Source organism: Corallococcus silvisoli, from assembly GCF_009909145.1.
Taxonomy (GTDB): Bacteria; Myxococcota; Myxococcia; order Myxococcales; family Myxococcaceae; genus Corallococcus; species Corallococcus silvisoli.
In genome coordinates, this window is record NZ_JAAAPJ010000008.1 from 397,689 (window position 1) to 416,993 (window position 19,305).

Annotated in this window: 21 protein-coding genes; 13 read left to right on the plus strand and 8 right to left on the minus strand. The window is 70.5% G+C overall.

Annotation, left to right across the window (positions count from 1 at the left end; genetic code table 11):
* The first annotated feature begins 59 nt into the window (after window positions 1-59).
* The 5 genes from GTY96_RS18135 (at window position 60) to GTY96_RS18155 (ending at window position 3,981) form a co-directional block, all read left to right on the plus strand.
* Window positions 60-554: a hypothetical protein gene (locus tag GTY96_RS18135; RefSeq protein ID WP_161665362.1), complete on the plus strand. Its 495-nt coding sequence runs from the start codon at window positions 60-62 to the stop codon at window positions 552-554.
* A 37-nt stretch (window positions 555-591) separates the two neighbouring features.
* A complete protein-coding gene (locus tag GTY96_RS18140) occupies window positions 592-975 on the plus strand; it encodes a hypothetical protein (RefSeq protein ID WP_161665363.1) in 384 nt (127 codons plus the stop codon).
* A 23-nt stretch (window positions 976-998) separates the two neighbouring features.
* A complete protein-coding gene (locus tag GTY96_RS18145) occupies window positions 999-1,610 on the plus strand; it encodes a hypothetical protein (RefSeq protein WP_161665364.1) in 612 nt (203 codons plus the stop codon).
* A gap of 10 nt (window positions 1,611-1,620) precedes the next feature.
* Window positions 1,621-3,360 carry a hypothetical protein gene (locus GTY96_RS18150; protein WP_161665365.1) on the plus strand — a complete coding sequence of 580 codons (1,740 nt, stop codon included), beginning with the start codon at window positions 1,621-1,623 and terminating at the stop codon, window positions 3,358-3,360.
* Between the two features lie 72 nt (window positions 3,361-3,432).
* Window positions 3,433-3,981 carry an isochorismatase family protein gene (locus GTY96_RS18155; protein WP_143901557.1) on the plus strand — a complete coding sequence of 183 codons (549 nt, stop codon included), beginning with the start codon at window positions 3,433-3,435 and terminating at the stop codon, window positions 3,979-3,981.
* Between the two features lie 25 nt (window positions 3,982-4,006).
* Here the strand turns inward: GTY96_RS18155 and GTY96_RS18160 are convergent, their stop codons facing one another.
* The 6 genes from GTY96_RS18160 to GTY96_RS18185 form a co-directional block, all read right to left on the minus strand.
* Window positions 4,007-4,879: a metal ABC transporter permease gene (locus GTY96_RS18160; protein ID WP_143901556.1), complete on the minus strand. Its 873-nt coding sequence runs from the start codon at window positions 4,877-4,879 to the stop codon at window positions 4,007-4,009.
* Window positions 4,860-5,681, minus strand: a complete 822-nt coding sequence (locus GTY96_RS18165) for a metal ABC transporter ATP-binding protein (protein ID WP_370456575.1) — start codon at window positions 5,679-5,681, stop codon at window positions 4,860-4,862. Before GTY96_RS18165 ends, GTY96_RS18160 begins: the two co-directional genes overlap by 20 nt.
* Complete coding sequence (locus GTY96_RS18170; protein WP_143901554.1) at window positions 5,668-6,531, minus strand: hypothetical protein; 864 nt, start codon at window positions 6,529-6,531, stop codon at window positions 5,668-5,670. Before GTY96_RS18170 ends, GTY96_RS18165 begins: the two co-directional genes overlap by 14 nt.
* Window positions 6,532-6,535: 4 nt before the next feature.
* Window positions 6,536-7,459 carry a metal ABC transporter substrate-binding protein gene (locus GTY96_RS18175; RefSeq protein ID WP_161665366.1) on the minus strand — a complete coding sequence of 308 codons (924 nt, stop codon included), beginning with the start codon at window positions 7,457-7,459 and terminating at the stop codon, window positions 6,536-6,538.
* Window positions 7,460-7,481: 22 nt separating this feature from the next.
* Window positions 7,482-8,807 carry a zinc-regulated TonB-dependent outer membrane receptor gene (locus GTY96_RS18180; protein WP_186001890.1) on the minus strand — a complete coding sequence of 442 codons (1,326 nt, stop codon included), beginning with the start codon at window positions 8,805-8,807 and terminating at the stop codon, window positions 7,482-7,484.
* Between the two features lie 135 nt (window positions 8,808-8,942).
* Entirely contained in the window at window positions 8,943-9,362 is a 420-nt protein-coding gene (locus GTY96_RS18185) for a hypothetical protein (RefSeq protein WP_143901549.1), read from the minus strand.
* 347 nt (window positions 9,363-9,709) lie between these two features.
* On the opposite strand from GTY96_RS18185, the gene folE reads away from it, so the two are divergent.
* The 5 genes from folE to GTY96_RS18210 all read left to right on the plus strand — a co-directional run bounded on the left by folE (window position 9,710) and on the right by GTY96_RS18210 (window position 15,421).
* Window positions 9,710-10,279, plus strand: coding sequence for a GTP cyclohydrolase I (folE, locus tag GTY96_RS18190; RefSeq protein WP_221938237.1), 570 nt, complete (start codon window positions 9,710-9,712; stop codon window positions 10,277-10,279).
* The gene (locus GTY96_RS18195) at window positions 10,276-11,703 is read left to right on the plus strand and encodes an FAD-binding oxidoreductase (protein WP_143901545.1); all 1,428 of its coding nucleotides are present in this window, start codon (window positions 10,276-10,278) and stop codon (window positions 11,701-11,703) included. Before folE ends, GTY96_RS18195 begins: the two co-directional genes overlap by 4 nt.
* 230 nt (window positions 11,704-11,933) lie before the next feature.
* Window positions 11,934-12,674, plus strand: coding sequence for a sigma-70 family RNA polymerase sigma factor (locus tag GTY96_RS18200; RefSeq protein ID WP_143901543.1), 741 nt, complete (start codon window positions 11,934-11,936; stop codon window positions 12,672-12,674).
* Window positions 12,675-12,815: 141 nt separating this feature from the next.
* Entirely contained in the window at window positions 12,816-13,556 is a 741-nt protein-coding gene (locus GTY96_RS18205) for a tetratricopeptide repeat protein (protein WP_143901541.1), read from the plus strand.
* Window positions 13,553-15,421: an AMP-dependent synthetase/ligase gene (locus tag GTY96_RS18210; RefSeq protein WP_143901539.1), complete on the plus strand. Its 1,869-nt coding sequence runs from the start codon at window positions 13,553-13,555 to the stop codon at window positions 15,419-15,421. Before GTY96_RS18205 ends, GTY96_RS18210 begins: the two co-directional genes overlap by 4 nt.
* Window positions 15,422-15,590: 169 nt before the next feature.
* Here GTY96_RS18210 and GTY96_RS18215 read toward each other — a convergent pair whose 3' ends face one another.
* Window positions 15,591-15,824: a twin-arginine translocase TatA/TatE family subunit gene (locus GTY96_RS18215; protein WP_143901537.1), complete on the minus strand. Its 234-nt coding sequence runs from the start codon at window positions 15,822-15,824 to the stop codon at window positions 15,591-15,593.
* 78 nt (window positions 15,825-15,902) lie between these two features.
* On the minus strand, window positions 15,903-16,931 hold the full coding sequence (locus GTY96_RS18220; protein WP_143902161.1) for a sensor histidine kinase: 1,029 nt from the start codon (window positions 16,929-16,931) through the stop codon (window positions 15,903-15,905).
* 208 nt (window positions 16,932-17,139) lie between these two features.
* Here GTY96_RS18220 and GTY96_RS18225 point away from each other — a divergent pair, with 208 nt between their 5' ends.
* From GTY96_RS18225 to GTY96_RS18235, 3 genes are all read left to right on the plus strand, one after another.
* Complete coding sequence (locus GTY96_RS18225) at window positions 17,140-17,517, plus strand: response regulator (RefSeq protein ID WP_143901535.1); 378 nt, start codon at window positions 17,140-17,142, stop codon at window positions 17,515-17,517.
* A 97-nt stretch (window positions 17,518-17,614) separates the two neighbouring features.
* Window positions 17,615-17,944 carry an SCP2 sterol-binding domain-containing protein gene (locus GTY96_RS18230; RefSeq protein ID WP_143901533.1) on the plus strand — a complete coding sequence of 110 codons (330 nt, stop codon included), beginning with the start codon at window positions 17,615-17,617 and terminating at the stop codon, window positions 17,942-17,944.
* Between the two features lie 93 nt (window positions 17,945-18,037).
* Entirely contained in the window at window positions 18,038-19,216 is a 1,179-nt protein-coding gene (locus tag GTY96_RS18235) for a CaiB/BaiF CoA transferase family protein (RefSeq protein ID WP_143901531.1), read from the plus strand.
* Window positions 19,217-19,305 lie beyond the last annotated feature (89 nt).

Here is a 19,305-nt window from a genome sequence, read left to right on the forward strand (position 1 = left end):
CGTGCGCCCACGGAGGCTGGAGTTCCCGCAGTCCATCCCTTGTCCATGGAGTTCCCATCATGAAGAAGAAGCTGCTGTCCGCCCTGTTGCTGTCCACCGCGCTCCTCGCCGTGGGTTGTGGTTCCGACGCCGAAGACGAAGGCTCCGTCGACGAGGAGGGCTGCGAGCACCTCCAGAAGGGCCCGGCGGTCAACGTCACCGCGGCGGCCTCGGGCCAGGGCCCGTCCGTGAGCAACAACCACACGCGCTACGACATCGCGCTCGTGGACGTCGCGGGAGGCAAGGGCGGCGCGGTGTCCTTCGCCGTCGCCGAGGCCACCGACTACGTCCTCTTCACCAGCGCCCCGGTGCCGGTGAAGGTCACCAACGGCAGCGGCGCGCCGGTGGAGTTCGAGGAGAGCACGAACAGCTCCGCGCTCTGCTCGGACATCCAAGGCCGTCACGTCGTGCCCCTCAAGGTGGGCACGCACACGCTCACCTTCGGCCCCTCGACCCTCTCCTCGGTGTCGCTCGTCATCGAGGAGTCGGGCGCTCACGACCACGCCCATGAGTAGCCCGACCCCTTCCGCTTCTCTCCACACGGAGCCCCCCATGGGTACCTTCCAGCAGTTCCTCGAACACCAGAAGATCTCCCCGGCGCTCTTGCTGCGTCGCTCGGCGCAGCTCGAAGCCCAGACGTCGGAGGACCGCGTCCTCGAGCGCAAGCGCTCCACGCGCCGCCGAGACAAGGAGCAGCAGCAGAAGTCGTACGCGGAGCTGGGGTTGGGCAAGCCGCGCAGCGGCCGGGGGCTGAGCGCGCAGCAGCTCGCCGCCGCGCGCGAGGACAAGCCGCTGTCCCCTCGCGTGCGCGCCAAGCTGGTGCGCGCCGTCAACGCGCTGCTCGCGAAGAGCGGCGCCGCGGCCGTGGATGCCCGGGCGCTCTTCGGCGACGTGGCCGCGCGCGTGGGCCCCACCGCGAAGAAGACCGCTTCCTAGCGAGGCCTTCCGTGAGGCGCCCCATGTCCAAGGTCTTCCCTGGCGGTGATGGTTCCCTGCTCCCCTGCGACGTTCGCCGCGACGGCGACCGTCTGTTCGACGTGGCCATGTGGTGTCTGGGCCAGGACGTGCGCTGTCCGGACGGCAACGTGCTGCTCCGTCACGGCCTGGTCCGCGAACCCCGGCCTCCGGGCGTGGAGGGGCAGAGCGCCTACCAGGGACGGCTCGCGGACGGCGGGCGCCTCACGCTGTGGGGTTTCGGCGCGCTGTGTGACACGTGCGGCGCCGCCTTCTTCGTGCCGCGCGATGGCTTCGTGCCCCGGTGGGTGGAGGGGGCATGCGGCACGGCGTTCCGCGCGGAGGACGTGGGCCCTCGGCGGGACGCGGCCTCCGGGGCGGAGCGCCGGGCGGCGCGGGCGGGGCTCGCGCTGCTGGCGGACTGGCTCGCGGAGTACGAGGCGTGGGTGGCCCGCGACGTGGGCCTGGCCTGGCGGCGCGAGTGCCTGGCGGCGCGTCGCAAGGCCTCACCCATTCCCGCGGAGGAGTTGTCGAACGCCTGGAAGCGGATGGCCGCGCGCGTACGCGCGACCGACGCCGGAGTGCAACACCACGCCGCTCCGATGACCGGAGCGTGAGGAGGACATCATGCTGGCACGCCTGTTCCGAGCCGATGCGCCGTCCGTGCATTCCCACGTCGCGTGGGAGGACCTCCCGGATGAGGCCCTCCCCCCGCCGCCGCTGCGCGAAGGGTTGGGAGACGCCCAGCTGCCAGTGACGACGCGAGTCCCCCTGGCGCAGGCGTACTTCAATCAGGGCCTGCGCCTGCTGCACCTGGGCTGGGCGCTGGAGGCCCGCCGCGCCTTCGCGGAGGCCGCGCGCCAGGATCCTTCTCTCGCCATGGCGTGGTGGGGGCTCACGCTCGCCCGGGGCGTGGGCGCGCGCTTCACGCCGGACCGCGCGGAGGCCAGCCGCAAGGCGCTCACCCTGGCGGAGGGCGCCACCGACCTGGAGCAGCGGCTGGTGGTCGCCGCGAGCCTCCTCGCGGACAAGGGGCCCGCCAATGGCAGACCGGCCTTCGTGCGCGAGATGGAGTGCCTCACCGACCGCTTCCCCCAGGAGCCCGAGCCCCGCCTGTTGCTCGCGGGCTTCCTCCTGGACGGCTACGAATCCGACGGGCGCCCTGGCCAGGGACAACCCTACGCGCAGCTCATCCTGCGGGACCTGCTGCGCGCGCACCCGCGCCACGCCGGGGTGCACATGGCCTGGGTCCAGGCCTGGCTGCCCAGCTCCCGGCCGGAGATGGCGCGTGAGAGCGCGGAGCTGCTCCCGTCGCTCGTGCCCGCGGGGAGCCCCGCGCTGCTCGCCTCGGGGCGCCTGCTCCTGCGCCTGGGGCGAGGGTTGGAGGCGAACCGCTGCCTGGAGGCGGCGGTCGCGGCGGATGACGCCTACGTCGCCCGTGAGTCGCTGCCCTTGGATGTCGCGCCGAGCGCGGATCCCGCCCTGCGCCTGTTGAGCGAGGGCTGCGCGGAGGTGGGGCAGTACCGCGGCGCGCAGGTCTGGGCCCGCAAGCTGCGCCAGCGGGTGGACGCCGCGGGCTCCCGGCCCCAGGCGGTGCTCTTCGCCGCGACCACGTTGGTGGCCGCGCACCTGCGCTTTGGCTTCTGCCGCGCGGCGGCGGAGGTCCCCCTGGAGCTGGGCGACAACGCCACCGTCGCGGAGAAGGGGCTGCGCGACGCCGTGCGCCTGTACGCGCGCGCGGCCTGCGCCCTGGAGACGGGGCGGCTGGGTGACGTGGAGCGTGCGTGCCTGATGCTGGATGCGCTGGTGCCCGCGCTGTCGGAGGCGCCCCGCTCCGAGGGCCGCGCCCTGTGTCCCCGCGACGTGGCGCGCACGGTGGAGGTCGCCGCGCAGGAGCTTCGAGGCACGCTGGATGCGCGCCGGGGTGACTCCGGCCGCGCGGAGGCCGCGCTCACGCGGGCCCTGCGCCTGGAGCGCCGCCTGCGCCCCGTGGGGCCCGCGCTCTTCTGCCGCCCGCCCCGTGAAACGTTGGCCCGGATCCGCCTGCGCTTTGGCCGCGAGGAGAAGGCCCTGGAGCTGGCGCTGGAGCGGGCCGGGGAGCGGCCCGGGTGTGGCCACAGCATGCTGCTGGTCGCGGAGGCCCATGTGGCCTGCTCGTGCATGTCCGAGGCGGCGCGCGACTTCGAGGCCGTGCTGGACCTGTGGCGGGACGCGGATCCGCACCTGCCAGGCCTGCAGCGCGCGCGGGGCTTCACGTCCGGCGGGTGCAGGGGACGCGCCGCGCTCCGGAGAGTGCCCGATGCGCCGGTGGACACCGGGCCCGTCCCTCGGGGTGGGAGAGGGCCCTGGACCGTTCACGGAGGCTGAGGGCGTACGCCACCGCGCTTGACGGACGCGCGCCCTTCACGTCACTAGGGGGCCTCTCCAAGGAGCCGCCCCATGCCTTCGTTCCGCCTGAAGCCCGAGCAGGCCGCGTTGCTCGTCGTCGACGTCCAGGAGCGCCTGTGCGCCGCGATGGACCGCGACGCCCTGGACCGCATGCTCGCGCGCACCGGCGCCGCGGTGGAGGGCGCCCGGGCGCTGGGTCTGCCGGTCATCGTCACGGAGCAGTACCCGCAGGGGCTGGGCCGCACGCACTCGCTCCTGAAGCTGCGGCTGGGGGAGTTCAAGCCGCTGGAGAAGCTGGAGTTCTCCGCCGCCACGCCGGACGTGCTCGCCGTGCTCGGGGACCGCAAGCAGGTGTTGATCACCGGCATGGAGACGCACATCTGCGTCTTCCAGACGGCGCGCGACCTGGCGGAAGGCGGCCGGGAGCCGTGCCTCCTGGCGGACGCGGTGCTGTCGCGCACGGAGGAGGACCGCCGCGTGGGCCTGGAGCTGTGCCGCGACGCGGGGGCGCGCGTCCTCACCGTGGAGTCGGCCCTGTTCGACATGCTGGGCCGCGCGGGCACGCCCGAGTTCAAGAAGGTGTCCGCCGCCGTCCGCTGAACCGGGACGACGGCGGGGGGGCCGCTCACGCCTTGCGCTGGAAGGGCAGGCGCACCAGCCGCACGAGCATCATCAGCAGCACCAGCACCCCGGACAGGACGGTCTGCGAGCCGCCCACCGGGAAGTCGTAGACGTACGCGAACAGGTAGCCGCCCGCGCCCGCGATGCCGCCCAGCACGGTGGCGGTGAAGAAGGTCCACGGCAGCCGCAGGTCCAGCACCAGCGCGGCGATGGCCGACAGCGTGGAGAACGCGAAGACGGGCAGGGCGCCCAGGGCCCGCGCGCACACGCCCACCATGATGCCGATGGACACCATCAACACCGTGTCCAGCAGCCGCACCGGCAGCCCCTGCACGGTGGCGCCGACGCGGTCGAAGCTCACGAAGGTGATGCCCCGGTACCACCACAGGTGCAGCACCATCAGCACCGCGCCCGCCACCGCCACGGCGTGGAGTTGATCCGGCGTCACCAGCACCGCGGTGCCGAAGAGGATGCCCTGGATGTCGTGGGCCTCCTGCGCGATGCGGTCACCCACGAGGATGGCCGCGCCGCCCGCGAACGCGAACGCGCACCCCAGCAGGCTCTCCCGTGACAGCCGCAGGTGCGAGGGCTCCACCATCAGCAGCAGGGTGGCCGCCACCGACAGCACCACGGCGCCCACCAGCGGGTCCACGTGGACGCCCAGGTGGATCTCCGCGAAGAAGGCCAGCGCCACGCCCAGGCCCGCGGTGTTCGTCACCGCCGCGCTGACGAACACCATGCGGCGGAGCACGACGTAGACGCTGAGGAAGCCCAGCACGCACCCGGCGATGAGCGCGCAGAGGATGGGGTCGCGGAACAGCTCCCAGCCCGCCTGGAACTGTTCCCACTTCGAGGGCTCAAGCAGGGTTGTTTCCACGATGGGGTCCCTGGGGCGCGCTGTGGCAGTAGTCGTCGCCGTACTGGCGGCGGAAGGCGGGGTGGCAGAACACGGTGCGTGCATCGCCCATGACGAAGCAGCGGTGCTCGCGGTCCACGAAGAGGATGACGTCGGCGTGCTCGGCGGCGACGGACATGTCGTGGCTCACCACCACCACGCCCAGGCCCCGGTCGTGCGCGAGCGCGCACAGCCGCAGCATCGTCTGCTTCTCCGCCACGGCGTCCATCGCCGCGGTGGGTTCATCCAGGAGCACCACGTCCGCCTCGGTGGCGATGACCCGCGCCAGCAACGCGCGCTGCTTCTCGCCACCGGACAGGTCGCGGAAGGGCCGCTTCGCGATGGCGCGCGCGCCCGCCGTGTCGAGCGCCGCCTCCACCTTGTGGCGATCCGCGCGGCTGGGGAACGGCCGGAGGAAGTTCCACCCGGACAGCCGTCCCCACCCGGTCAGCTCACGCGCGTGCACTGGCAGGAGCGAGTCGATGGAGGACATCTGCGGCACGTACGCGCTGCGGATGTGCGGCGCGCCCAGGGCAATCCTCCCGGACACCGGCGGGATGAGGCCCAGCAGCGTCTTGAACCAGGTGCTCTTGCCGGAGCCGTTGCGGCCCACCACCGCCACGAACTGCCGGCGGCGCACCACCAGGTCCATGGGCGGCAGGATGTCCTTGCCTCCATAGCCGATGACGAGCTGCTCGCACTTCAGCAGCGGCTCGCCCGGCTCTGGCGGCGGCGCGGCGCGGTGCCCCCGGTCCAGCTCCGTCTCGTGCTCACCATGCGCCACGAGTCACCTCCGCGGTGGGGCTCACCTGGGCCACCTTCTCCAGCAGCGCCGCGCGCACCGCCGCGTTCGCGGGCGCGTCGAGGTCCATGACGCCGTCCGCGCCCACCGTCACGGCGGACCAGTCCACCGCGTCGAAGAGCGTCGGCGTCAGCGCCAGCTTCAGCCCCAGCGACACGCGCGGCTTGTTGTCCCGGTCGGCGGGCACGTCCAGGTCGCCGGTGAGCAGCACCACCGGGGTGGCCTCCGTCCCCGTCGCCGCCGCGGTGAAGCGGAAGGGCAGCGCCCCCGCGAAGCGCGCCGGAACGCGGCCATCGCGCACGCTGCCGCTCAGCCGCAGGGCGGTGACGGACCAGCGTCCGCGGGACAGCGTCGTTCGTCCCAGCTCACAGCCCGGCCGGCAGGTGACGCCCACGGTCTGGGGGGTGAGCAGGTCGAACTCGGTCTGTACGGGCAGGTTGGCCACCGTGGTGGTGGTGCTGCCGCCACCGCCGCCCAGCTCCGCCTCGATGTCCGCGTAGTCCACCAGCGCCCCGTCATCGCGGTGGCAGTGACCGTTGTGGCACAGCGTGTAGCCCGGGGGCGGAGAGGACGGGTCGAACGTCGTGGTGCCCCCGCCGCCGGAGCTGGCCAGCAGGTCGATGCTGCCCAGGCTCACCGCGCCGGAGTCCATGCGCAGCTGGAAGTCGGAGGCGAGCGCCTGGTAGCCGTCACCCGCGTCGCGGCGGGGCAGCGGTGTGTAGGAGGCCTCGACGGTGGGCTCCAGCACCGCGAAGTTCTCGCCCGCGTCGAACGCACAGCCGGACACGAGCGCGAGGGGGATCAGCCAGGCCTTGGATGCGAAGCGCTTCATGGCGTCACTCCCCCTTCCCGGTGAGGCCCTGCTCCAGCCGGCTCACCATCAGGTCCATGCGCTGCAGGTACGTCTGGCCTCCGCGGAAGTCCGTGCCGCCGGGAAGCGTGACGAGCGCCGCGGGGATCTTCGACGCCACGAGCTTCGCGATGCTGTCCGGGTAGTAGTCCTCCTTCAGCACCATCCGCGCCTTGCGCGCCTTGCCCTGGGCCAGCACCTGCGCGACATGGGACGGGTTCGGCGGGATGCCCGGCTTGGGCTCCAGGAACGCGATGGTGGTGAAGCCCAGCCAGTCCTGCAGGTACGCCGTCGTGCGGTGGTACGCGATGACGGGCACGCCCTTGAGGCCCGCGAGCCGCTTCTCCCAGCCCGCCTGCGCGGCCTGCAGCTCCTGCGTGAACTTCGCGAGGTTCGCCTTGTAGGTGGCCGCGTTCTTCCCATCCAGCTGGGACATGCGCGCCTCGATGCCGCGCGCCACCGCCAGCGCCTGCCGCGGATCATAGAGGTAGTGCGGGTTGCCGCCGGGGTGCACGTCGCCCTGGCTGCGGTCCACCTGCGTCGTGGGCACCTCCTGGAGGTTCACCAGCCGCGACGCGTCCAGGTAGCCGTCGTTGCCCGTCTGGATGCGGTTGTTGCGCGCGCCCACCTGGAGCGTGGGCAGCCAGCCGATCTCCAGGTCCAGGCCCGCGGCGATGAGCAGGTCCGCGCGGTTGAGCGCGAGCGCCAGGTTCGGCTTGGCGTCCACGAAGTGGGGGTCCTGCGTGGGCAGCGCCAGGGACGTCACGTCCACCTTGTCCCCGCCCACGGCCTTCGCCAGCGCGGCGAGGTCCGGGAGGGTGGCGACGACCTTGAGCTCCGCATGCGCGGGAGCAGCGGCGAAACAGACGACGGCGGCGCACAGGGCCGCGAACAGGCGAAGGGAACGCATGGAAGGGCTCCGGAAGAAGGGATCAGAAAGCATGGGCACCGTGGGCGCCGGTCACGACTTCAAGCGCGAGGAAGGCCGAGTAGTCCGGCGTCGCGCGCCAGCCCACGCGGTCCGTGGCGGCCTGCAGGCGCAGCCGGGAGAACTCGGTGGGCCAGAACGTCACCGACGCGCTGATGCGCTGGCGGTTGGCGATCCACTCGGGGTCGAGCGGATCATTCGCGACGCGGCCCTCCTGCGTCTTCGCGGGCGTGCCGAACTCGTAGCGCACGCCCGTGGCCCAGCGGTTGGAGAAGCGCCACACCGTCTGGGCGTAGCCGCCCCAGTCGGACAGCACGTCCTCCGGGACCTGGCGGCGCCGGTAGATGACCTCCGCCTGGAACACCAGCTGCTGCGCGCTCTGCTCCGTGATGGGCCGGAACTTCACGTAGACGTCCGTGCCGTAGAGGCTGGTGTGGTTGCGGTAGCCCGTGGCGTTGGGCCCGGCCGCGGCGGACAGGCCCCACAGCAGGGACAGGTCATCCGACAGCGGGAAGAACTGCTTCACCGCGCCCGTGAGCTGGAAGTCCAGCGGTGACAGCACGCGCTCCGGGGTCGCGCCGAAGAAGCTGCGCGCCGTGGCCTCTCCCTTGGCGTCGGTGGCGCTGCCGACGACCTCCACGTACCAGGGCAGCGGCGTGAGCCAGGACGCCTCCACGCCCAGGCCCCGGTTGCCCTCCGCGCCGAACACGCGGCTCATGACGAAGGGCTGGTCGACGAAGTCCCACGCATGCGGGTGGGTGGAGTTGATCCGCCCGAAGCGGGTGAGGAACTGGCCCGCGCGCACCTGGAGGTTCGCGGGCAGGTCCAACGTGGTGGCGTAGGCCTCCTCGATCTCGACGCCGAACTGGCTGAAGACGATGTTGCTGTCGAAGCGGAAGTACGGATCCACCACCGAGCCGATGGACAGCTCCAGCTGCTGGAGGTTGAAGCCGTTCTGCGTCGGGTCGTGTCCTCCGCCCTGCAGGGGCTCCTTGCTGGAGAAGGCCGCCAGCGCCATGTCCAGGATGAAGCTCAGGTTGAGGAAGTTGGTGCCGCTGGAGATGGCGTTGGGCAGCTTGAGCGGCGTCACGCCCGAGTCGTTGGTGGCGGTGGGCGACGCCGGGGACGTGCTCCCGGAGGGGCGCGCGCGGGTGCTCGTGTCGGAGCCCAGTGCCTTCTCGATCTCCGACATCTCCTCCGGGCTCAGGGCCGGCGTATCGCTGGCCGGCGCGGGCTCGGGTGGGGACTCGGAGGCGGGTGGGGCGGCGGTGGAAGGGGGCGATGACTGCTGGGCCCAGGCGGCGCTCGCGGACAGCTGAGCGGCGAGCATGACGGCAAGGGCGCGGGAATGCCTGCGCGGAAGAAATGACACGGGTGACTGCTCCTCGATACCGGACGGCCGGGGAGCACGATGCCCCGCGACGACCGTCGACCAATGACCTGCTTCACGGACACGACACGCGGACTACGCGTGCGTCGGAGGCGAGGCCTTGGGCGCGGTGTCGAGGACGGCGAGCGGCGCGAAGGAGCGCGGCGGCGCGGTGGGCGGGTGGTTGCTCTCCACGCACGCCGAGACGGCGAGGGTCTCTCCCGCGAGCGGCGCGGTCGCCTGCGGGGCCGCCGTGAGCAGCGGACACGTCTCGTGGTTGAGGCCCGGTGCATCCGCCACGGCGCTCGGGACGGACGCGATGACGGAGATGCGCTCGGCGAAGCGGGACAGCGAGGGGTTCGCGCGCCGCGCGTCCTCTTCGAACGTCTGGTGCTGCGGACAGAACCGATGCGCGTGCTGCTCCACGTGCAGCACCAGCCCCAGCGGCTGGATACCCCAGAGCGCGACGAGCAGCATCGCGGTGAGGCGGGCAAGGGTGTGGGCGCGCGAAAGCATCTGGGGTTCCCGACTGGCTTACTGTCGGCCCCCGGGAGTGTCAAGGCAGGCAGGGGGCGTACGTCTCGGGGGCGACCCGGTGACGGACGGTGGGGCGGGGTGGCGATTCAACGTCGACGCACGAACCTCTGGCGTGGAGGCCGCGCCTGAAACACGAGGACACGGGAACGGTGTTTTCATTCCAGGCGTCCCTTCTGGCCGCATCGGTTAGGTTGGATGAGCCTCACCCACAGGCCCCCGCGCCAGGAGTTCCGCCGCCCGTGCCCCCCTCCCGCCCCCGTCGCCGCGCCCCCGCCGCCCAGGCCCAGGCCCAGGCCCCCAGCGCCGCGCGTCCCGACTCCGCCGCCATGGCCCGCGCGGTTCGAGACTTCCTCACCGCCGCGGGCCTGTCCCTGGACGACGTGAACCTGGTGGACACGCCGAAGCGCGTGGCCGACGTGTGGATGAACGGCTTCCTCGACGGCTATGGCCGCACGCCCGAGGAGGCGCTCGGCAAGACCTATCCCGCGCCCCCCAACTCCTCTGGCGAGCTGGTCGTGGTGACGGACCTGCGCTTCCACTCCATGTGCCCTCACCACCTGCTGCCCTTCACCGGCCGCGCGCACGTGGCCTATGTGCCTGGCTCGCGCGTGGTGGGCTTCGGCCGGCTCGCGGGGCTTGTGGACTGCTTCGCGCACCGGCTCATCCTCCAGGAGGACCTGGCCCGTGAAGTGGCGCAGTCCCTGGCGCGGGTGCTCGACAGCCCCGCCACCGCCTGCATCCTGGAGGCGGAGCAGGCGTGTCTGCGGTTGCGGGCCGACCACCAGCGCGACGCCGTCACCCACGCGGAGGCCTACGAGGGCCGCCTGCGCCGTGACGGCCCGCTGCGCCGCGAGCTGTGGGCCCGGCTGGGCGCTCGCCCGGGGGCCTGGCGATGAATCCCGCCGCCCAGACCTTCGAACGGGTCGCGCCCGAGCGCGTGACGCAGGTGCTGGAGGCCTTGTCGGAGGTGCTGGCGGCGGGACAGGTGAAGCGCGACGCGGATTCGCTCGCGGCCTATGCGCGCGATGAATCCGACAGCGGCGTCTATCCGCCGGACGCCGTCCTCCTGCCGGAGACCACCGCGCAGGTGTCCGCCATCTTCAAGGCCTGCCAGGCGCACGGCGTGCCCTTCACCCCTTGTGGCGCGCGCAGCGGCAAGAGCGGTGGCTCGCTGCCCCTGAGGGGCGGCATGGCGGTGAGCCTGGAGCGCATGAACCGGATCCGCTCCATCTCCACGGAGGACCTGACCGCGGTGGTGGAGCCCGGCGTGGTGACGGGCGACTTGATGAAGGCCGTGGAGGCGCAGGGCCTCTTCTATCCACCCGACCCGAACTCCTGGGAGTTCTGCACCCTGGGCGGCAACGTGGCGGAGAACGCCGGCGGCCCCCGCGCCCTCAAGTACGGCGTCACCCGCGATTACGTCATCGGCCTGGAGTGGGTGCTCCCGGACGGCGAGGTGCTCCGCGTGGGCCGGCGCACCATCAAGGGCGTGGCGGGCTATGACCTCGTGGGGCTCTTCGTCGGCTCCGAGGGCACGCTCGGCGTGGCCACCGAAATCACGGTGCAGCTGATTCCCCTGCCGCGCCAGGTGATGACCGCGCTGGTGGTGTTCCCCTCCGTGCTGGCCGCGGCCCGGGGCGTCTCCGCGGTGCTCGCCGCCGGCATCCTGCCTCGCTGCCTGGAGCTCATCGACGAGGTGGCCGTGCAGGCCATCGTGCACCGGGGCAGCTTCCAGTTCCCCCCGGACGCGGGGGCGGCCCTCATCGCCGAGGTGGACGGCAACACACCCGAGGGTGTCCTCGCGGAGCTGAACCTCCTGGGAGGCATCTGCGACCAGCACGGGGCCACCCAGACCCTGGTGGCCCAGGACGATGCCCAGCGCGAACGGTTGTGGGCCGCGCGCCGGGTCATCTCTCCGGCATTGCGCGCGCTCAAGGCCGCGAAGATTTCGGAGGACATCGTGGTCCCCCGCTCGAAAATTCCCGAGATCATCGAGCGGCTGAAGCAGATGGGAGAATCGCTGGGCCTCACCGTGGCCACGTATGGCCACGCGGGTGACGGCAACCTGCACGCCAACATCCTCTACGACGGTCCCCACCAACGCCCGCTCGTCGAGGAGGCTCTTCGTCGGATGTTGGAACTGACGGTCTCCCTGGGGGGCACCATCACCGGTGAGCACGGCGTGGGCCACGCCAAGCGGGAATATCTGGCGCTGGAACAGGCCCCCGCGCTGCTGGACCTCCAGCGACGCCTGAAGGCCTTTTTTGATCCATCAGGGCTGCTCAACCCCGAGAAAATCTTCCCCGCTCCCAAGCGTTGAAGAATTCGTGGCCGGAAACGTAGGTGCTGTCCCACCCGTCGCGTCCCTCACCTCTCGAGGCCCGCGGGGACGAGTGCGTGACGGGCTTTTGACAAGGGTAAGCGGGCGAAATGCCCTTCTTGGCAGGAATGAGAAACCCTTTCCGTCGTTGCGCGTCCTAGTGACAGGTGGACGCGGTTCGTCGGGGGATTCATCGCGTCCGGCAGTTACGAACGGAAGGACGGGAAATCATGGCCAACTCGACGAAGTACGCGGCAGAGGGCCTTTCGCATTACCTGCGTCACCTGGGGGGGCACCAGCAGCTCACCCGTGAGCAGGAGTATGAGCTGGCCCGCCAGGCCCGCAAGGGTGACGAGAGCGCCCGGCAGACGCTCGCCAGCTCCAACCTCGCTTTCGTGGTCGCGGTCGCGAAGAAGTTCGCCAACCGCGGGGCCCGCCTGGACGACCTCATCCAGGAAGGCAACGTGGGCCTGATGAAGGCCATCGAGCACTTCGATCCGAAGAAGAACGTGCGCTTCGCCACCTATGCCGTGTGGTGGATCCGCGCCTACATCACCCGCTATCTGAAGGACAACCGCAGCCAGGTGCGCGGCGGCGAGGCGGAGCGCGGCAGCATGGTGGACTTCTCGCTGGATGCCACCATCGACGAGGAGGGCGAGACGACCTTCCTCGACCGGCTGGAGGACGGCGGCCCCTCGCCGCAGGAGACGTTCCTCTCGCGCGAGCAGGACACGGAGATCCAGGACGCCCTCGCGAAGGTGCGCAAGCGCATCGGCGACCTGGGCTGGGACATCCTCCAGGAGCGGCTCACGCAGGACAAGCCGCTCACCCTGGAGGAGCTGGGCCAGCGCTGGGGCGTGTCGCGCGAGCGCGTCCGTCAGGTGGAGCTGAAGACGAAGAACTTCCTGGAGCGCTACCTCATCGCCTTCAACGAGAACGAGGAGCACACCGCCACGGCCGACGCGGCCTGAAGCGGCGAAGCGGCAGAAAGCACGGACGGCGACGGGGTCTGGCGGGGTGTTCGCACCTTGCCGACCCCGTCTGCTTTTTTGCCGCGCTGCGTCTGGCGCGTTCGGTTGATGGTAGGCAAGCGTGCGTGCTAAGGCATTTCGATGCGCCTGAAATTGCTTGCCCTAGGGCTGCTTTGGGCCCTCCCCGTCGAGGCGGCGGAGCCAGCGCTGCTCGAGCAGCTCGACGCGTTGTTTTCCAGACGCAACGACGCCGAGGCGGTGAAGGCGCTGGAGACGGGGCTCAAGGACGCCCTGGCGGCGGCGCCGGAGGACTTCGACCTCGCGTGGCGCAAGGCGCGCATCCTCCAGTGGCAGGCGGACGGCGCCACGGAGAAGAAGCTGAAGATGGTCCTGGGCAAGCAGACCTGGGAGGCCGGTGACAAGGCCGCGAAGCTCCAGCCGGCGCGCGTGGAGGGGCACTACTTTGCCGCATGCGGCATTGGTTCCTACTCGCAGGCCGTGGGCATCATGAAGGCGCTGGGCGACGGGCTGGAAGGCAAGTTCAACGAGCGCCTGGACACCGCGCTGAAGATCGACCCGACGTACGAGTCCGGCGGTCCCTGGCTGGTCAAGGGGCGTTACTTCTATGAGCTGCCGTGGCCGAAGCGTGACCTGGGCAAGTCCGCGGAGTATTTCCAGAAGGCCATCGCCCGGTTTCCGCAGTCGCTGCGCGCGCACTACTACCTCGCCGAGACGCTCCTGAAGGACGGCAAGGCGAAGGACGCGAGCGCCGCCATCGAGAAGGTCAAGCAGGGAAGCACCGCGTACAACCCCGCTGAGGGGCAGCGTGTGCAGCAGTGGGCCAAGAAGGTGGATGCTGACATCCAGGAGGAGCTCAAGTGAGGGCAGAGAGTCAGGTCACGACGGCTCCCGCGGCGGGCGGGACGCAGGAGCAGAACCTCGTCCAGTTGCTCGTTCAGCGGGCCCAGAATGCCTCCAAGGTGGGGGCGACCCACAAGAAGGATGGGCGCTGGCAGGACGTCACGTTCTCGCAGGTGCTGGAGGACGTGAAGGCGCAGGCCGCGGGCCTCATCGCCCAGGGCGTTCAGCCCGGGGACCGGGTGGCCATCTTCGCGAACACCAGCCTGCAGTGGATCATCGCGGACCTCGCCATCACCGCGGCGCAGGCCATCACGGTGCCCATCTACGGCTCCAACACGCCGGATGAGTGTCGCTACATCCTCAACCACTCGGAGACGAAGGTCCTGCTCGTCGACTCCGACGAGAAGGACGCCAAGCAGGCGGGCCGGCTGTCCCGCGTCCGCTCCAAGCTGGGGGACATCCCGGCGCTGCAGAAGATCATCGTCTTCGAGGGGCCCGTCTCCGGCGACAAGGAGCTGTCGCTCGCGGACATGATCGCCTCCGGCAAGGGGCATCCCCAGGCGACCGACGCCGCCTTCGCCGAGCGCGTGGCGCAGGTGAAGTCGGAGGACACCAACCTCATCATCTACACCTCCGGCACCACGGGCGACCCCAAGGGCGTCATCCTCACCCACGGCAACTGGGCCTATGAGGCGAAGGCCACCCTGGCCATGGGCATGATGGTGCCCAACGACACCGTGATGCTCTTCCTGCCCCTGGCGCACGTGTTCGCCCAGGTGGTGAAGGCCGCGTGGCTGGCCCTGGGCTTCCGGCTCATCATCGCGGAGTCGGTGGACAAGCTGCTGGCGAACCTGGCGGAGACGCGCCCCTCGGTGCTGCCGTCGGTGCCCCGCGTGTTCGAGAAGGTCTACAACAACGTCGTCGCCAACGGCTCCGCGGCGCCCGGCGTGAAGGGCAAGCTGTTCAAGTGGGCCTTCGGCCTCTTCGACGAGTACGCGGAGGCGCGCGCGCAGGGCCGCGAGTACAACTCGCTGATGTTCACCCTGGCGAAGAAGCTGGTCTTCTCCAAGGTGCGCAAGACGCTGGATGAGAAGCTGGGCGGCAACATGCGCATCTTCATCTCCGGCGGCGCGCCGCTGTCGCGGAAGATCGCCTACTTCTTCGACCTGCTCGACCTGAAGGTGCTGGAGGGCTACGGCCTCACGGAGACCAGCGCTCCGTGCAACGCCAACCGGGTGGAGAAGATCAAGATCGGCACCGTGGGCCCGCCGGTGCCGGGCACGGAGATCAAGATCGCCGCCGACGGGGAGATCCTCGTGCGTGGCCCCTGCGTGATGAAGGGCTACTACAAGAACCCCAGCGCCACGGCGGAGGTGCTGGAGCCGGACGGCTGGTTCCACACCGGCGACATCGGCGAGGTGGACTCCGACAACTACCTGCGCATCACCGACCGCAAGAAGGACATCATCGTCACCGCGGGCGGCAAGAACGTGGCGCCGCAGAACATCGAGAACACGCTCAAGACCTTCCCGCTCATCAGCCAGGCCATGGTGTACGGCGACAAGCGGCCGTTCCTCGTCGCGCTCATCACGGTGGCGGAGGACCCGGCGCGCAAGCTGCTGGAGGACAAGGGCATCGCGGTGGGCACCTACGCGCAGAACTCCCAGCGGCCGGAGATCAAGACGGCCGTCGAGGAGATCATCAAGAAGGTGAACGCGGAGATCCCCCCGTACTCCAGCATCAAGAAGATCGCGGTGATGGACGCGGACTTCACGCAGGAGACCGGCGAGCTCACGCCCACCCTCAAGGTGAAGCGCAAGGTGGCCAGCCAGAAGTACATCAAGACCATCGACGCCATGTACGAAGGCGCGAAGGTGGCGGACTAGGCCCGCCCGCCCGCGCTCCCCGGACCGCCCAGGGGAGCGCGCGGCATGCATTGCATGATGAAGCCCGACGCCCGTCCATGGACTGCTTCACGCGGTCCGCGGTACGGGCGTCAGGGCCTTCAGCGTCCATGTCCCGGGGAAGGGCCTTCGTGGGCCCTCCCGCGCGGCGTCAGGCGTGGTGGCTGGGCGACTTGGCGGCGACGTCCTTGTCCACACCCGAGGTGGCGGACAGCGTGCCCTGCTTCTTGTCGCTGGCCTCGTCCTTCTCGTCACCGGAGAAGCCGCGCTTGAAGTTGCGGAGCGCGCTGCCCAGGGACGAGCCGAGCTGTGGCAGCCGCGAGCCGCCGAACAGCAGCAGCAGCGCCGCGAAAATCAACAGAATCTCAGGAAGCTTCAAACCCATGGCTTCGCTCCTCGCGAAATGCGCGCAGGAGCATACCGGGGGGAGGTGGGTCGCGCTAGCAACTCCCGCGTGGGCGGCTTACGCCTGCCAGCCTGCTGGCTGCCCCACGTCTCTGGTCAGGGGCACGGGGAGCGTGAGGAACAGGGTGCTGCCGCCCGCGTCCGCCTGGGCGCCTACCTGGCCGCCGTGGGCCTCCACCTCCTGCCGGGCCAGGAAGACGCGCAGCGGATCCTCCAGCTTGCGCTCGCGGAAGGCGCGCTCCTCGCACTGGAAGATGGCGGAGGTGTCCTCTTCCGGAACCGCCGCGCCGTCGCGGCGCACCTCCACCCTCACCTGGTGCCCCTGGGGCGTGGCCCGCACGTGGAGCTCCTCGCCCGGTTGGGCGTGGCCCAGGTGGTGGTGCACGAAGGCCTCCACCGCGTGCTGGATGCGGCCCGCGTCCACCTCCATGTCGGGCAGGTCCGGCAGCGGGTCCATCACCAGCGCCACGTTGGCGGCGGACGCGGCGGCGCGCATGCGCTCCACGGCGGCGGCCAGGATGGGCAGGAGCGGTTGTCGTTCGCGCTCGCACGCCAGCGCGCCCAGGTCCGCGCGGCTGGAGTCGAAGAAGTCCTGGGCGAACGCGAGCGCCCGGTCCGCGTTGCGCAGGATGGTCTCCAACCCGCGCTGCGCCTTGGGCTCCAGCGGCACGCGCCCGTTGAGCAGCAGCGCCGCGTACGAGCGGATGTTGGCCAGCGAGCCGCGCAGGTCATGCGACGCGAGCGACAGGTAGCGCACGCGCTCCGCCACGCGCCCCTCGGGCCTGGGCGCCTCCGCGGCGCTCCATGGCTCCGGCAGCACCCACACCAGGCGCCCACCCTCCGCCAGCAGCTCCTCGCCCACCCGCACCGCGCGCTCCTCGCGCTCCCACAGGTCCCGGGCTCCGTCTCGCTGGTGGAAGCCGGCCGCCGTCATCAACCCGTCGATGCCGTCCGTCCCCGACAGGGGGGGCAGGGCGTCCAGTCCCAGGTACTCCAGCAGCAGGGGGCCGAGCAGGCGCGGCACCCCCTGGCGGGGCAGCAGCACGAGCCCAGGCGTCGGCTCGGTGGCTCCGGATGTCTCCCCCATCCACGTCACGCGGACCTCCCCTGTCCGTGCTTCGGGTCAACGGAAGGGTGAGCAGTGACTGTCGGTTTTGCAACGGGCTCCCGCTTCCGGAGAGGCCCCCTAAATTTCTTGCGCCAGTGGGTCCGCTGATGGTGGATGATCGGCCCCTGGTAGCGGCATCGAGGAGACACCTCTGACCTCGCTCAACGCACAGCACTCTGGCGCGCCCGTGGTTCTCGTCGTGGACGATGATCCCGACATCCTGGAAGCCCTTTCGGAGATCCTCGAGGCCGAGGGCTTCGAGATCCGCCGTGCGCGCAACGGCAAGGAGGCCCTGGAGCGGCTGGAGCCGGATCCTCCCCACCTCATCCTGCTGGACCTGATGATGCCGGTGATGGACGGCTGGGAGTTCGCCCAGCGCATGCGACAGAAGCAGCCGTCCGTCGCGAGCATCCCGCTCATCGTCCTCAGCGCGGACCGCAACGTCGGCAGCAAGGCCAAGGACATTGGCGCGGTGGGCCATCTGGCCAAGCCCTTCGAGCTCAACGATCTGCTGTCGATGGTGCGACACTCCCTGGGCCCTTCGGTGGACACGTCGCGCGTCTGAGGACAGCGCCTCGGCCCACCCTTGACCCGGCGGAGGGGCGCCATTACGGTCCGCGCGGGCTTGATTCACCAATCAACGCTGATCAAAGGAGCGAGTCATGGCGACCGCGAAGGACATCATCGAGACGGAGATCCCCAACCGGCTGCAGGCGAAGCCGGAGCTGGCGAAGGAGATCAACGCCGTCATCCATTTCGACGTCTCGGGTGAGGGCGGCGGCAAGTGGACGCTGGACACCACGAAGACCGAGGGCTGGGTGTCCGAGGGCATCAATGGCGCGTCCAAGATGACGGTCACCGTCAGCAACGACGACTTCGTGAAGATCACGGAGAAGAAGCTGAACGCGCAGATGGCCGCCATGCAGGGCAAGCTGAAGTTCAAGCCGATGGACATGGGCCTCGCCATGAAGCTGGCGAAGCTGCTCGGCTGATACACCCTCCGTCTCGGGTCGTACCGACGGCGCGTCACCCTCGAGGGGACGCGCCGTCGTCATGTCGTGCCCCTCCCCCTGGAGTCCCCTTCCATGTCCGAGCCGTCCTCTCCTCTCGCCGGCCTGCGGGTGTTGGACCTGTCGCGGCTGCTGCCCGGCCCGTACGCGACGCTGGTGCTGGCGGACCTGGGTGCCACCGTCGACAAGGTGGAGGACCCGGACGTGGGGGACGCCACCCGGCACATGCCGCCGCACCGCGACGGCGAGGGCGCGCTCTTCTACGGACTGCACCGCAACAAGCGCTCGCTCACGCTCAACCTGAAGACGCCGGAGGGACGCGAGGCGCTCCTGCGCCTCGTGGACGGCTACGACGTGCTGGTGGAGAGCTTCCGTCCGGGCGTGATGGACAAGCTGGGCGTGGGCGAAGCGGTGCTGCGGCGCAGGAACCCGCGGCTCATCTACTGCGCCATCTCCGGCTATGGGCAGACAGGGCCGGACCGGCTCAAGGCGGGGCACGACCTCAACTACGTGGCCCGCGCGGGGCTGTTGGGCTACGGCGGCGAGGCGGGCGGCGCGCCCGCGTTCCCGGGCGTCCAGGTGGCGGACATCGGCGGTGGCAGCCTCTTCGCGCTGGTGGGCATCCTCGCCGCGCTGCACGAGCGCGCGCGCACCGGCGTGGGCCGCTTCGTGGATGTCTCCATGACGGACGGCGCGCTCGCGTTCCTCCACCTGCACCTAGCCGCTCGCCTGTTCACTGGCGAGGCGGGGACGCCGCTTGCCCGCGGCAGCGAGCCCCTCAACGGCGGCTACCCCAGCTACGGCCTGTACCGCACCGCGGATGATCGCTGGCTCGCCGTGGGAGCGCTGGAGCCCAAGTTCTTCGGCGCGCTCTGCGCCCGGCTGGGCCGCCCGGAGCTGCTGGATGACGCATACACGGGCGGTGAAGCGGGGGCTCGCGTGAAGTCAGAGCTCACCCGCATCTTCGCGAGCGAGCCGATGGCGCACTGGCGCGAACGGCTCGCTGGCGCGGAGCTGTGCGTGGAGCCGGTGGCGGAGGGCGACGACGTGTTGTCGGACTCGCAGCTGCGCGCGCGGGGCCTCTTCGTGGACGCGGACGATGCGCAGCGCGGCATCCGTGTTACGCACCTGCTCACGCCGCTGCGCATGGGCGACGTCGCACTGCGTCCACCGCCCGCGCTGGGACAACACACCCGCGTCATCCTGGAAGAAGCAGGTTTCACAGCCGAGGAAATCTCGCGTCTCATTGCATGAACACCGTGAGAACACGTGCGTGGATCCGTATTCCCGCGCGGCTCCAAAGTGACCCGTTGCCGATTGACAGTTCAGGAGCGACAGTTAGA

Bases quoted from the DNA above. Each gene is read 5' to 3' on its own strand.
- GTY96_RS18135 (WP_161665362.1), top strand. From the start codon at position 60: ATGAAGAAGAAGCTGCTGTCCGCCCTGTTGCTGTCCACCGCGCTCCTC.
- folE (WP_221938237.1), top strand. From the start codon at position 9,710: ATGGCCCGCGCGGTTCGAGACTTCCTCACCGCCGCGGGCCTGTCCCTG.
- GTY96_RS18155 (WP_143901557.1), top strand. From the start codon at position 3,433: ATGCCTTCGTTCCGCCTGAAGCCCGAGCAGGCCGCGTTGCTCGTCGTC.
- GTY96_RS18200 (WP_143901543.1), top strand. From the start codon at position 11,934: ATGGCCAACTCGACGAAGTACGCGGCAGAGGGCCTTTCGCATTACCTG.
- GTY96_RS18220 (WP_143902161.1), bottom strand. From the start codon at position 16,931: ATGGGGGAGACATCCGGAGCCACCGAGCCGACGCCTGGGCTCGTGCTG.
- GTY96_RS18235 (WP_143901531.1), top strand. From the start codon at position 18,038: ATGTCCGAGCCGTCCTCTCCTCTCGCCGGCCTGCGGGTGTTGGACCTG.
- GTY96_RS18205 (WP_143901541.1), top strand. From the start codon at position 12,816: ATGCGCCTGAAATTGCTTGCCCTAGGGCTGCTTTGGGCCCTCCCCGTC.
- GTY96_RS18185 (WP_143901549.1), bottom strand. From the start codon at position 9,362: ATGCTTTCGCGCGCCCACACCCTTGCCCGCCTCACCGCGATGCTGCTC.
- GTY96_RS18195 (WP_143901545.1), top strand. From the start codon at position 10,276: ATGAATCCCGCCGCCCAGACCTTCGAACGGGTCGCGCCCGAGCGCGTG.
- GTY96_RS18145 (WP_161665364.1), top strand. From the start codon at position 999: ATGTCCAAGGTCTTCCCTGGCGGTGATGGTTCCCTGCTCCCCTGCGAC.
- GTY96_RS18230 (WP_143901533.1), top strand. From the start codon at position 17,615: ATGGCGACCGCGAAGGACATCATCGAGACGGAGATCCCCAACCGGCTG.
- GTY96_RS18180 (WP_186001890.1), bottom strand. From the start codon at position 8,807: ATGCTCGCCGCTCAGCTGTCCGCGAGCGCCGCCTGGGCCCAGCAGTCA.
- GTY96_RS18175 (WP_161665366.1), bottom strand. From the start codon at position 7,459: ATGCGTTCCCTTCGCCTGTTCGCGGCCCTGTGCGCCGCCGTCGTCTGT.
- GTY96_RS18215 (WP_143901537.1), bottom strand. From the start codon at position 15,824: ATGGGTTTGAAGCTTCCTGAGATTCTGTTGATTTTCGCGGCGCTGCTG.
- GTY96_RS18150 (WP_161665365.1), top strand. From the start codon at position 1,621: ATGCTGGCACGCCTGTTCCGAGCCGATGCGCCGTCCGTGCATTCCCAC.
- GTY96_RS18170 (WP_143901554.1), bottom strand. From the start codon at position 6,531: ATGAAGCGCTTCGCATCCAAGGCCTGGCTGATCCCCCTCGCGCTCGTG.
- GTY96_RS18140 (WP_161665363.1), top strand. From the start codon at position 592: ATGGGTACCTTCCAGCAGTTCCTCGAACACCAGAAGATCTCCCCGGCG.